Source organism: Sphingopyxis soli (assembly GCF_018682675.1).
Classification (GTDB): Bacteria; Pseudomonadota; Alphaproteobacteria; order Sphingomonadales; family Sphingomonadaceae; genus Sphingopyxis; species Sphingopyxis soli.
On the sequence record NZ_JAFMTR010000113.1, the window covers coordinates 19,030 to 31,726 of the forward strand.

Below are 12,697 nucleotides of genomic sequence, written 5' to 3' on the forward strand. Positions count from 1 at the left end.
GCCGGGATGACACTATTCTGCGGGTGCGGCCTTTTTTGCCGGCGTTTTTTTCGCCGGAGCCTTCTTGGTCGGCGTTTTCTTTGCCGCAGCCTTTTTCGCCGGCGCCTTCTTCTTGCCCTTAGCCGGTCCCTTCGCCGCGCGCGCATCGATCAGCGCGATCGCTTCTTCCTCGGTCAGGGCATCGGCCTCGACCGTCTTGGGCAGCGTCGCGTTGGTCGTGCCGTCGGTCACATAGGGACCGAAGCGCCCGGCCATCAGCTTTATCTCGCCGCCACTCGTCGGATGCGGGCCGAATGTCCTGAGCGGTTCGGCCTTGGCCCGCGCGCCGCGACCACCGCCGTTCGCGGCATCGGCGATCCGCGCGACCGCAGCATTCATACCGATGTCGAAGATCTCGGCGGTGCCGGTCAGCTTCGCATATTTGCCGTCGTGGAGCAGATAGGGGCCATAGCGGCCGAGCCCTGCCATGATGACCTTGCCGCTTTCGGGATGCGTCCCGACTTCGCGCGGCAGGCTGAGCAGCCGCAGTGCATAGTCGAGGTCGAAATCCTCGGCGGGAATGTCCTTCGGGATCGACGAGCGTTTCGCTTCCTTGCCCTCGCCGAGCTGGATGTACGGGCCGAAGCGCCCGCTGCGCTTCGACACTTCCAGCCCGCTTTCGGGGTCGGTACCCATCACCTCGGGGCCACTGTCGCCGGCATCGGAACCGCCCGGCTGCGCAAATTTCCGCGTGAACTTGCAGTCGGGATAGTTGCTGCACGCGATGAACGGCCCGAACTTGCCGCCACGCAGCGCCAGCCGCCCGGTGCCGCAATTGGGGCAGAGCCGGGGATCGCTGCCGTCGCCCTTGTCGGGGAACAGGTAGGGGCCGAGAAATTCGTCGAGCGCCGCCGTGATCTCCGACGGCTTCTGCTCCATCACTTCGCCGGTGCGCGGCTTGAAGTCGCGCCAGAAGCGTTCGAGCACCGCCTGCCACTGCGCGCGGCCGCCCGACACGTCGTCGAGCTCTTCCTCAAGCCCCGCGGTGAAATCATATTCGACGTAACGATTGAAGAAACGCTCGAGGAACGCCGTCAGCAATCGCCCGCTCTCTTCGGGAATGAAGCGGTTCTTCTCGACCCGCACATAGGCGCGATCCTTCAGCACCTGCAGGATCGCGGCATAGGTCGACGGACGCCCGATGCCGAGCTCCTCCATCTTCTTGACGAGGCTCGCCTCCGAATAGCGCGGCGGCGGCTGGGTCTCGTGGCTTTCGACCTCGACGCCGGTCTTCGCGGGCGCATCGCCCTTGCCCATCGCGGGCAGCAGGCGCGCATCCTCATCCTCGGCGTCGTCGCGCCCCTCGTCGTAGAGTGCGAGGAAGCCCGGAAACTTCACGACCTGCCCGGTCGCGCGCAGCACCGTCTTCCCCGTGCCGTCGGAGAGATCGACGCTGGTCCGTTCGAGCCGCGCCGACGCCATCTGGCTCGCAAGCGCGCGCTTCCAGATCAGTTCGTAGAGGCGCGCATGATCGCCGCCGCCGACCTTGTCCTTCGAGAAGTCGGTCGGACGGATCGCCTCGTGCGCTTCCTGCGCGTTTTTCGCCTTGGTCTGATATTGGCGCGGCTGATCGGGAACATAGCCGCCATCGTAACGATCGGCGATCGCCTTGCGCGCGGCGCTGATCGCGCTGCCGTCCATCTGAACGCCATCGGTACGCATGTAGGTGATCGCGCCGTCCTCGTAGAGATCCTGCGCGACACGCATCGTGTGGCTCGCGGAGAAACCGAGCTTGCGCGCCGCCTCCTGCTGGAGGGTCGACGTCGTGAACGGCGGCGGCGGGTTGCGGGTGAGCGGCTTGGTCTCGACCGTATCGACGGTAAAGTGGCCGGCCTTCACATCGGCCTCGGCGGCACGCGCGTCGGCTTCGGTGCCGATCGACAGCCGCTCGATCCTCTCGCCCCGCCAGCGCGACAGCCGCGCCTTGAACGGCGTGCCGGCCATCTCGAACAGGCCGGTTACCGACCAATATTGCTGCGCAACAAAGGCCTCGATCTCGCGCTCGCGCTCGACGATCATGCGCAAGGTCACCGACTGGACGCGGCCCGCCGATTTCGCGCCGGGCAGCTTGCGCCACAGCACCGGCGACAGGGTGAAGCCGACCAGATAGTCGAGCGCACGGCGCGCGCGGTACGCGTCGATCAGGTCGGTGTCGAGCTCGCGCGGATGCGCCATCGCGTCGGTGACCGCCTGCTTGGTGATCGCGTTGAAGGTCACGCGGTCGACCGTCTGCGGCAGCGCCTTTTTCTGGCGCAGCAGTTCCTGCACATGCCAGCTGATCGCCTCGCCCTCGCGATCGGGGTCGGTCGCGAGGATCAGGCGGTCTGCGGACTTTGCCGCGTCCTGGATTTCCTTCAGCCGCTTCGCCTTGTCGGGATACAGCTGCCACTGCATCGCGAAGCCGTCGTCGGGATCGACCGATCCGTCCTTGGGCGGCAGGTCGCGGACGTGGCCATAGCTGGCCAGAACCTTGAAATCGCGACCGAGATATTTCTCGATCGTCTTCGCCTTGGCGGGCGATTCCACAATCACCAATTGCATTGAAAAACTCGTTCCCCGATTACTCTCACGTACACGCGCGAGGGTGGCGGGCGCCCCGGCCCTCCGTCAAGCGGATTTAAGGAGCGCCCTCACCGGGGTCAACGGAGAGCGCCCAGACGCCCAATCAGAAGCTCGCTGGCAAGCGTCGCCGCCTTCGCTGCACCCTCCTCATAGTTGCCGGGCTTGGCGGTGAACTCGAACTTTCGCGTCTTACCGAAACGCAAGCCGCCGAAACCCATGACTGCGGCGACGCCCCCCGCAACATTGGCTCCCGACTGCAAGGCCTTGTCGGCGCCGCTTGAAGCGTCGGCCATTTCGACGAACTCGCCCTCGACCGCGACCGGCGCCTTTATGGTGATGACCGACTGCTTGCCGTTCGGCGCGATCAAGGTCATGCGCGAATAGTCAGCACTCACCGATAGCGCGCTGTTGACCTGAATGCCGCCAAAGCTGAACGCGCCAGGGCGCTTCTGCTGCGAAAAGTCGATCAGATAGACGACGTCGATCACCCCGATCCCACTCTCCTTGGCATATGTGGAGAGCGCATAGCTCGCCTGCCCCGCCGACATGTTGATCCCGATGCTGCTCATCCCCGAGCCCTGGAAATCGCCCGGGATCATCAGCAGCGAAGGGAATGCGGTCGGCTTGAAATAGGTCGCTTTGCCTTTGCTGCCCTTTTCGAGCGCGATGTTGATGTCGAGCGGCACGTCCTGCGACTTGAGCTTGGAAAGCGCGCCGTGCCCGAACAGCTCGGCTACCGGCTGCACCGTGTAGCCACTTGCCGCGAGCTGCCGCACGAAGTCGGCATAGGCGGCGTCGGTCACCGCCTGCATCATCTCGGGTGTCACGCCGACGAGCGCGCTCTTGGCTTTGGTCGTGCCGCCGAACGCGCCCATCAATCCACCGGTCGCCGCGGTCTGGTCGATGGATTCAAAGATGAAGCCGACGTTGAAGGCGCCGACGGCGACGGCGGTAACGCCCTTGGCATTCGCCGGTCCCGAAATCTTGACCGGTTCGGCATCCTTGGCGTTGGCGATGACAGGCTGAACCAGCAGCGCCGCAATCGCGGCAGCCGACAGCAATTTCTTCATGGGTCATATCCTCCGACCCCGCACCCTGCCGGTCGACCCTACCGACCGAAGAGAGAGGTTAATCGAAGCAACCCACGGTCCCCCGCATCGGTCAGATGCGGGGGCGAGTCAATGTCTGACGTCAGAGCGTCAACCGTTCTGCCATTTGAAGTCGGCCGGCAGGATGCATTTGCCAGCGTCATATTTGCCGACGCTGCGGATGATCTCCTGATCCTCTGGTTCGATGCGGCGGCCGCTGATCTGGCTGTCGATTACCCGGCGGACAAGTGCGTCGAGCTTGGTCACCAGATAGCAGTCGATCGCTGGCGGCGCGTGCGGATTGCCCACACCGCTGTCGTCGGTCAGGAACAGATAGCGCGACTGGGTCGCCGCGGCCATCGCGCGCATCGCATATTCGGCCTTGTCTGCGACGCCCGACGCCGCGACCGGCGTGATGTGGATCCGTTTGGCGCGCGCGACTTCGGCGGCTTGCCAGGTTCGTCCGAACAGTTCGTCGTGCGGCGGCGCGTCGGCGACGAGCAGCAGCGATTTGACCGCATCGGGCCGCCAGTCCTGACCGACCGCGCGGATCAACGCCTGGTCCATCGCCTCGGGATAGTCGCCCCCGCCGGTCGCATATTGCTGCGCGAGCGAACCCTGCGCCGCGCCGACGTCGCGGGTAAAGGCGATGGTGCGCGTGACGTAATCGTCGCCAAGGTCGCGGTAAAAGACAAAGCCGATCCGGATATCGAGATCGCGGTGCTTTGCGGTGATCGACGCGATGATCGAGCGCATTTCGGACTGGAGGTAGCGGATCTCGTCGCCCATGCTGCCGGTCGTATCGACGACAAGCATCAGGTCGAGCTTCGTCGCCTTCACCGCCATATGGTTCGCGGTCAGGCCGACCGTCTGGCCGCCCGCCGCGCCGCTGACGAGCACGGTGCGCGCGTCGGCGATCGTGCGCCCGGCCTTCCGCGCCGAAATGGTGATCCGCTCGCTCAGCCGGTCGAGGCCGGGGAAAAAGACCACGCTGCCGTCAGCCTGCGTCGCCATCGTGATGCTGTTGCCGTCGCTGCAGGTGACGACGACATCGGCGAAGGGAATCGGCTGGCCGCTGCGGTCGTTGACCTTCACCGTCACGACCCGCGTCGTATCGACCCGCGGCATCGTCCGGATCTCCTGCCCCAGATTGCTGCGGTTTACATAAGCGGCATAAAGTTCGGGATTCAGCAGGTCGTCATGCTCGCCGGCGGTCAATATTCCCGACTGCGGCTGCGGATAGGGGCGCGGCGGCATTCTCGAAACGTCGCCCCGTGCCCCGAAGCCGGCGGCGGATCCCGCGCTAATCCCTTCAACGGGCGGCGTGGCGCTGACCGGCGCCGATGCCTCGGCTGATCCGGCAGCACTGCCCGTCACCACCACCTCGCGCGCCGCGCCATCGACCGCCGGAGACGGCGGAGCCATCATCGGCGGCGGAGGCGGTGGAGGAGGCGGCGGCGGAGGCGGAGGAGCCTCGGGCATCGGCCTCGCCATAACCGCATCGTCGGCTCGCTCGCGGCCGCCGCGCTTCTTGTACGCCCCTTCATTCTGCTGCGGCTGCGGCCTCTCTTCGGGGTCGAGACGCGGCAGCGGCCCCGCATTGCGGCAGAAGCCCTGCTGCGGATCGACAGTCCGGGCATTGGCGATTGCCAAGGGCAGCGGCGTCGGGCCCGAAGCCAGCACGGCAAATATGGTGACACCTGTCAGCAATCGATTTCGCATCATCCAACTCCCCGGCATGAGATACAATATCATCAACCTGTCGGCCAGCCGCTGAACCGTGGCTGAACCGCGATGAGTGGTTAGATTGTCGGGAGTTGCGCCGCTGTGCGGCGGGTCACATCAGCGACACCCGCGCTCCGGCGTGCCGCGCAACGCGGCCGGCGAGTTCGAGTTCGAGCAGCACCAGCTGGACCGCAGCCGCGGGGCGCCCGGATTGCCGCACGATCTCGTCCACCGCAACCGGCGTCGGGCCGAGAAGTCCGGCGACAGCATCGCGATCCCCGTCCCCCGTCTCGATCGCCTGCGCCATCTCGAAAGACGCGGGGCGCGGTTCACGCGCCATGCGATCGTCGATCGGGCCCATCGCTTCGAGCACATCGTCGACGGTCTGCACCAGCGTTGCGCCCTCGCGGATCAGTTGGTTGCACCCTTGCGCGCGCGGATCGAGCGGCGACCCCGGCACAGCCATGACCTCGCGCCCGAAATCGCCTGCGCGCCGCGCCGTGATCAACGACCCCGAACGCGGCGCCGCCTCGATCACCAGGGTTCCGTGCGCAAGGCCTGCGATGATGCGGTTGCGCGCGGGGAAGTGCCGCGCCAATGGTTCGGTGCCCGGCGGCTGCTCGGCGACCAGCAATTGGTCGCTCGCGATCTTTTCCTGCAGCGCGGCATTTTCGGGCGGAAAAGCGATGTCGATCCCGCTCGCGATCACCGCTGCGGTCGATCCGCCGAGCGCACCGACATGCGCGGCGGTATCGACCCCGCGCGCCAGCCCGCTGACCACGGTCACGCCGCGCGCGGCGAGATCGGCCGCCATCTGCCGGGCAAAGCGGCACGCGATCGCCGAAGCGTTACGCGCGCCGACGATCGCGACAGACGGCCGCTGGAGCATCGCCATGTCGCCGCGCACGATGATGACGGGCGGTGCGCCCTCGGCCTCGCGCAGCAGCGCGGAATAGTCCGCGTCGTCGCTGAACACGTGCCGCGCGCCCAATTCGGCAACGCGCTCGATCTCGCGCTGCGCGAGTTCGGCGGGGGCGATACGCGGTTTCCCTGCGCCGCCCCGCAGCACAAGGCCGGGTAACGCCTCGAGGGCCGCCTCGCCCGAACCGAAGCGCTGCATCAAATGATGCCAGCTTACCGGACCGACATGCGGCGTGCGGATCAGGCGCAGCCGTGCCAGCCGCTCGGCGTCCGTCACGCAGCCTTGTCCTTCTTCGAGCCGATGCGCGGTTCGGTGCCCGCGCGAAGCCTCGCGATATTCTCGCGGTGGCGCCACAGCACGATCACTGCCAGCCCGGCGAGCCCGGTCGCATAGACCGGATAGCCGAGCGCCAGCGCAGCGACCGGCGCCGATACCGCACCGACCATGCCGCCCAGCGAAGATATGCGCGAGAGCAACGCCGCCGCGAGCCACACGACCGCGAACACGACGCCGATCGGCCACGCGAGCGCGAGCGACAGGCCAAGCAGCGTCGCCACCCCTTTCCCGCCCCGGAATTTGAGCCACACCGGATAGCAATGGCCGATCATCGCCGCCGCGCCTGCGATCATCGCGCCGTCCTGCCCCAACTCGGGCAAAAATTGGCGCGCCAGAAGCACCGCAACCGCGCCCTTGGCGCCATCGAGGATCAGCGTTGCCGCCGCCAGTTCCTTGCGCCCCGTCCGCAGCACATTGGTCGCGCCGATATTCCCCGAGCCGATCTGGCGCAGGTCTCCGGCGCCGAACAACCGCGTCAGGATGATCCCGAAGGGGATCGACCCCAGCAGATAGCCCGTCAGGGCCAAAACGATGATCGTCACACGGCGCTCCCCAGCTTGCCGGACTCGCCTCCGGCTGCCCGCGCCTTTTGGCGGCAGTGGGGGCTATGGGTCAACGCCATGCTTGCCGCGCGGCGGGCGTTTGGCGTATCGCCGCGTCCGATATGGATCATTCCCCCGAACCGGACGCGCCCATCCTCTTCTTCGACAGCGGTCTCGGCGGGCTATCCGTGCTCGACCCGACGCGCGCGCTGCTTCCGACCGCACGGTTTGTCTATGCCGCCGACTATGCGGGCCTGCCCTATGGCAAGAAGACGAACGAGGAACTGGCCGCGCGCGTTCCCGCTCTGCTCGGCCGCCTCGTCGAGCGATATCAGCCGCGCCTCGCGGTGATCGCGTGCAACACCGCGTCGACGATTGCCCTGCCGCACGTTCGCGCCGCACTCGACTTGCCGATCGTCGGCACCGTCCCCGCGATCAAACCCGCTGCCGAGTTGACCCAAACCGGCGCGATCGGCGTCCTCGGCACCGAGGCGACGGTGCGCCAGCCCTATGTCGACGACCTCAGCGCCAAGTTCGCCAGCGACAAGACGGTGCTTCGCCATGGCAGTCCCGGGCTGGTTACGGCCGCCGAGGCAAAGCTCAATGGCCAGCCCTATGACCCGGCAGCCATCGAGCGCGCGATCGCGGGATTGCGCAACCAGCCCGGCGGCGATGCGATCGACGTCATCGTCCTCGCCTGCACCCACTTCCCGCTGCTCGCCGAAGAGCTGCAGGCGGTTGCCGGCCCCGGCGTTCGCCTGATCGACGGAGCGGCAGGGATTGCGCGGCGCATCGCCTATCTGACCGACGGCCAGCGGTGGCCTGCCGACCCCGCTCCCGGCATCGCGGTGTTCACACGCAGCGACGATCGCCCGCCCCCGCCCCTCGCGGCGCTCGCGCCCTATGGCATCGGGTCGATTGAGACAATTTGACACAACTGCTGCGAATCGTTCGCACTGGCTTTCCCAGCCTTTCGAGGGTAATGCGGCGCGGAATACCGTCGCCGGAGGGAGCGGCGCCGACGCCGAACTGGCACCTGACATGCGGGGCTGAGACGTGAACTATAACGATATTTTCGCACGCGCGATCGACCGGTTGCACGAAGAGGGCCGCTACCGCGTCTTCATCGACATTCTGCGCAACAAGGGCGCTTTTCCGAACGCGCGCTGCTTCGCGGGCCACAACGGGCCGAAGCCGATCACCGTCTGGTGCTCGAACGACTATCTCGCGATGGGCCAGCATCCCAAGGTCATCGAGGCGATGGAGGAGGCGCTGCACGACGTCGGCGCCGGTTCGGGCGGCACGCGCAACATCGGCGGCAACACCCATTATCATATCGACCTCGAGCATGAACTTGCCGACCTGCACGGCAAGGATGGCGCGCTGCTCTTCACCTCCGGCTATATCTCGAACGAGGCAACGCTCGGCACGCTCGGCAAGCTGCTCCCGAACTGCATCATCTATTCGGACGAGCTCAACCACGCCTCGATGATCGCGGGCATCCGCAATTCGGGCTGCGAAAAGCGCGTGTGGCGGCACAACGATCTTGAACATCTCGAGGAACTGCTCGCCGCCGACGATCCCGACGCCGCAAAGCTGATCGCGTTCGAGAGCGTCTATTCGATGGACGGTGACGTCGCGCCGATCCATGCGATCTGCGACCTTGCCGAAAAGTATAACGCGCTCACCTATTGCGACGAAGTCCATGCCGTCGGCATGTACGGCCCGCGCGGCGGCGGCATCACCGACCGCGACGAGGCGGCGCACCGTGTCACGATTATCGAAGGGACGTTGGGCAAGGCGTTCGGCGTGATGGGCGGCTATATCGCCGCCGACAAGAATATCGTCGACGTGATCCGCTCGTACGCGCCGGGCTTCATCTTCACCACCAGCCTTTCGCCGGTGCTCGTCGCGGGAGTCCTCGCCAGCGTCCGTCACCTCAAGGCGTCGAGCGTCGAGCGCGACGCGCAGCAGGCGGCAGCGGCCTATCTCAAGCAATGCTTCCGCGACGCCGGACTGCCGGTGATGGATTCGACGACGCACATCGTCCCGCTGATGGTCGGCGATCCGGTGCGCGCGAAGAAGATCAGCGATATATTGCTCGCCGAATATGGCGTCTATGTGCAGCCGATCAATTTCCCGACCGTGCCGCGCGGCACCGAACGCTTGCGCTTCACGCCTGGCCCGGCGCATGACGAGGCGATGATGCGCGAATTGACTGAAGCGCTCGTCGAAATCTGGGACCGTCTCGAGCTGCGCAAGGCCGCGTGACGACCGCCCGCGGCTATGACGAGGTCGTCCGGGGACGCCGCTCGATCCGCGGTTTCCTCGACGAGCCCGTTCCGAAAGAGTTGGTGGCCGAGATACTCGAAGTCGCGATGCGCGCGCCCTCGTCGTACAACAACCAGTGCTGGAATTTCTCGGTCGTCACCGGCGCACCGCTCGATGCGATCCGGCGCGGCAATACCGAGGGCATCCTGGCCGGCAAGCCCGACAGCCGCGAATTCCGGCGGTTCGATGGCGGAGCCGACATGCACCGTGCGCGCCAGATCGAGGTTGCGAAACAACTCTTCGGCGCAATGGGCATCGCGCGCGACGACAAGGATGGGCGGCAGGACTGGGTGCTGCGCGGCTTTCGCCAGTTCGATGCGCCGGTTAGCATCGTCGTGACCTATGACCGCGTCCTGCTCGGCAGCGACATCGCGCCCTTCGATTGCGGCGCCGTCACCAATGCGCTGGTCAACGCCGCCTGGTCGCGCGGGCTGGGCTGCGTGATCAACAGCCAGGGCATCATGCAAAGCCCCGTCGTGCGCGAACATGCGCGCATCCCCGACGATCAGGTGATCATGATCTGCGTCGCGATGGGCTGGCCCGACGAGAGCTTTCCGGCCAATGCGGTCGTATCGAACCGCAAGAGCATCGAAGACGCCGTCCGCTTCGTCGGCTTCGACGATTGACCCTCAGGCCGGCGGCCGCATCATACCCCAGAAATGGGGACCGCCGCCGGGAACATCCCATTCGATCTGCGTAACGAAACCCAGTCGTTCGTATAGCGGCACATTCTCCGGCGTTGCGGTCTCCAGCCAGCACGGCACCCCTTCGGCATCGGCAACCGCCGTCTGCGCGCGGATGATCCGCCCGCCATGGCCTTTGCCCTGATGGTCGGGCCGGACGCCGACATAATGGAGATACCAGAAGCGCCCCTTGGGCCGGTGCGCGTCGATGCTGCCCTGCACTTTCAGCCCGCGCGGCAGGGTTGTGCCGAAGGTCGCGATCAGCGGAAGGACGCTGCGCAGCAATTCGAGCGTGCCGCTGTCGGCCTGCCCCGGCGCGCGCCAGAGAGCGGCGGCCTCGTCGCCGTCCGAACGCAGCGCCACACCCGCACGGACGTCCGCAGGCACGAGCACCCGAAACAGACCCCGCAGCGCCCGCTCGCGATGGCCGGGATCGGGCAATATCCAAGACAGCGCCGGATCGGTCTGGAACGCCTGCGCCAGCGTCTCCACCACCGCTGAAAGCTGCTCACGCTCCGCCTGTCCAATCGTCTCGCCCATTTACCCCTCCTTTTCGGTGACGATAGCAGCAAATCAGCCGCGCGCGAGACCGCCGCGGATCGCATAGCCGCGATAGAGGCTGCGGCAATGACTCGTACTGCCGGTTTCCTTCGCCAGCGCCACGATGACGCGGCCGAGCTCGGTACGCGGCGCGACATGGAACTGGGCCAGCCAGCCGAACAGCGCGCGCCGCCAGAGCCCTGGCAACCGGTCCTGCTGGCCGAAGTCGACGAGCTCGAGCCGCCCGCCGGGCGCAACGCAGCTTGCGGCCTGGACCAGCGCCGCCTTCCAGTCGGGGATCATCGACAGCGCATAGCTGATGAACACGCGATCGAAGGTCGCGCGGCCGAACAGCGCCTGCGCGTCGAATTCGCACGCATCGCCCTGCGCGAGCGCCGCGGTGACACCGGCCTTGGTCACCGACGCACGCGCGGTCTCCAGCATCGCGTCCGAAATATCGATCCCGAACAGCTGCGTCTCCGGCCACGCCTTGCCCACCGCGATGAGGTTACGCCCGGTGCCGCATCCGATTTCGAGCACGCTCCCGCCCGGCGGCGGCGCGAGATCGGCGATCAACCCGTCGCGCCCCAGCAGATAATATTTCCGCGTGAGGTCGTAGATGTGCCGCTGCGTGCGATAGACGCGGTCCATCAGCTCGCCATGCGCCGCCACGCTCAGGCGTCTTTCAGCACATAGAGATGAACCCCGCCGTAGATTGCCGAGCGATCGCGGCGCGTGTAATCGAGCGACGCGTCCTCGCGATAATCCCACCGGCTGAGCAGATCGTCGGGGAGACGGCCGGGCAGCAGCGTCGGCTCGGCAGCGGTGCGGAAGAGAACCCGCGCACCCGGACGCGCCGTGCGCGTGACTTCGGTCCAGAGGGCAGCGAGCTGCGCGTCGCTCATCCAGTCCTGCGCGTCGAGGAAGATATAGCGATCGAAGCTTGCGGCGTCGTTTGCGGCGAGCATGTCGGTCATGTTCGCGTGCAGCATCGTCACCCGCTCGGCGCGCGCGCGCACCGCGGCATAATGACCGGCCTGCAGATAGGGCGGCAGCGGCGCCGCCTTGCCCCTGCCATAGCCGCGCCCGAACGCCTGCCAGGCGAAATAATTCTCCTCGAGCGGGAAGTCGCAGGCGAGCTTCTCGAGCCGACCGCGCAGCACGTCGGCCATCGGCTTGCCGTCGGCAAGTGCATCATATTGCGCCGGCGGGATGCCGAGCCCGAAGAGCGACGAGCGCTGGTCGGTGATCCAGCGGATCAGCTTGCGATCGAAGAAGGGCGCAAATTTCTCGTCGAAAATCGCGCGCTGCTCCGCGATCGTCTTGGCGCCCAGAAATTGCTTCAGATCGATCCGGTGCATCCGCGCGACCAGATGTGCGAGCCCGATGAAATTGCCGAGCAGACCGCGCTTGTAGAGGCCGCTGGCGAAGCCGTTGATGCGGCGGCGTCCGACAAGGTCGCGGCCTTCCCAATAACGGCGGCTCGTTTCGTCGAGATGCGGACGGATGAAGGTGCGGTAGTCGGCGATATTGGCCACGCTGTCGGCTTCGGCGAAGAAGCGGCGGAAGCTCTCGTAATCGGGCAGCCGCTGCGCCGCGACGCGTTTCAGATTGTTGAGCGCGACATGCGCCGTGTTGAGGTCGACCGCGACGATCTCCGCCGGGTCGGCGGTCAGATAGGATAGCGCATTGCAACCGCCGCTCGCGATCGTCGCGATCCGGTTGCCGGGCTCGATCGCCAGCGCCTCCATGTCGACGACCGGATCTTCCCAGATCTGTGCATAGACCAGCCCCTTGAAAGCCAGCGCAAAAGCGCGGTCGAGCAGGCGCTGCTTCTGTTCGGCATCTTCGCGAACAACGGCGGCGGCGATCTTGCGATTGGGCTGGCTGGCCATAGGTCATGGTCTCCCGGAGAGAGGTGGATCCGGG

11 protein-coding genes are annotated in these 12,697 nt (G+C 66.3%); 3 read left to right on the top strand and 8 right to left on the bottom strand.

Features of this window, described 5'->3' with window-relative positions:
• Positions 1 to 12 precede the first annotated feature (12 nt).
• The 5 genes from topA to plsY form a co-directional block, all read right to left on the bottom strand.
• Positions 13 to 2,580, bottom strand: coding sequence for a type I DNA topoisomerase (topA, locus tag J1N50_RS16845; protein WP_215355876.1), 2,568 nt, complete (start codon positions 2,578 to 2,580; stop codon positions 13 to 15).
• Positions 2,581 to 2,678: 98 nt separating this feature from the next.
• Positions 2,679 to 3,671, bottom strand: coding sequence for a hypothetical protein (locus J1N50_RS16850; protein ID WP_215355878.1), 993 nt, complete (start codon positions 3,669 to 3,671; stop codon positions 2,679 to 2,681).
• A 129-nt stretch (positions 3,672 to 3,800) separates the two neighbouring features.
• Positions 3,801 to 5,411, bottom strand: coding sequence for a vWA domain-containing protein (locus tag J1N50_RS16855; protein ID WP_246553703.1), 1,611 nt, complete (start codon positions 5,409 to 5,411; stop codon positions 3,801 to 3,803).
• A 115-nt stretch (positions 5,412 to 5,526) separates the two neighbouring features.
• Positions 5,527 to 6,612 carry a DNA-processing protein DprA gene (gene dprA / locus J1N50_RS16860; protein ID WP_215355880.1) on the bottom strand — a complete coding sequence of 362 codons (1,086 nt, stop codon included), beginning with the start codon at positions 6,610 to 6,612 and terminating at the stop codon, positions 5,527 to 5,529.
• Positions 6,609 to 7,214, bottom strand: a complete 606-nt coding sequence (gene plsY, locus J1N50_RS16865) for a glycerol-3-phosphate 1-O-acyltransferase PlsY (protein WP_215355882.1) — start codon at positions 7,212 to 7,214, stop codon at positions 6,609 to 6,611. The genes dprA and plsY overlap by 4 nt, the downstream gene beginning before the upstream one ends.
• A gap of 122 nt (positions 7,215 to 7,336) precedes the next feature.
• Here plsY and murI point away from each other — a divergent pair, with 122 nt between their 5' ends.
• The 3 genes from murI (at position 7,337) to J1N50_RS16880 (ending at position 10,171) form a co-directional block, all read left to right on the top strand.
• Positions 7,337 to 8,146, top strand: coding sequence for a glutamate racemase (gene murI / locus J1N50_RS16870; RefSeq protein ID WP_215355884.1), 810 nt, complete (start codon positions 7,337 to 7,339; stop codon positions 8,144 to 8,146).
• A 124-nt stretch (positions 8,147 to 8,270) separates the two neighbouring features.
• Positions 8,271 to 9,485: a 5-aminolevulinate synthase gene (hemA, locus tag J1N50_RS16875; RefSeq protein ID WP_215355886.1), complete on the top strand. Its 1,215-nt coding sequence runs from the start codon at positions 8,271 to 8,273 to the stop codon at positions 9,483 to 9,485.
• Complete coding sequence (locus J1N50_RS16880; protein WP_215355888.1) at positions 9,482 to 10,171, top strand: nitroreductase; 690 nt, start codon at positions 9,482 to 9,484, stop codon at positions 10,169 to 10,171. The genes hemA and J1N50_RS16880 overlap by 4 nt, the downstream gene beginning before the upstream one ends.
• A gap of 3 nt (positions 10,172 to 10,174) precedes the next feature.
• Here the strand turns inward: J1N50_RS16880 and J1N50_RS16885 are convergent, their stop codons facing one another.
• The 3 genes from J1N50_RS16885 to J1N50_RS16895 are packed head-to-tail and all read right to left on the bottom strand — an operon-like array spanning position 10,175 to position 12,663.
• Positions 10,175 to 10,768, bottom strand: a complete 594-nt coding sequence (locus tag J1N50_RS16885; protein ID WP_215355890.1) for a GNAT family N-acetyltransferase — start codon at positions 10,766 to 10,768, stop codon at positions 10,175 to 10,177.
• Between the two features lie 33 nt (positions 10,769 to 10,801).
• Positions 10,802 to 11,440 (bottom strand): class I SAM-dependent methyltransferase, encoded by a 639-nt coding sequence (locus tag J1N50_RS16890; protein ID WP_215355892.1) that lies wholly within the window; start codon positions 11,438 to 11,440, stop codon positions 10,802 to 10,804.
• A gap of 2 nt (positions 11,441 to 11,442) precedes the next feature.
• Entirely contained in the window at positions 11,443 to 12,663 is a 1,221-nt protein-coding gene (locus J1N50_RS16895) for a BtaA family protein (protein ID WP_215355894.1), read from the bottom strand.
• Positions 12,664 to 12,697 lie beyond the last annotated feature (34 nt).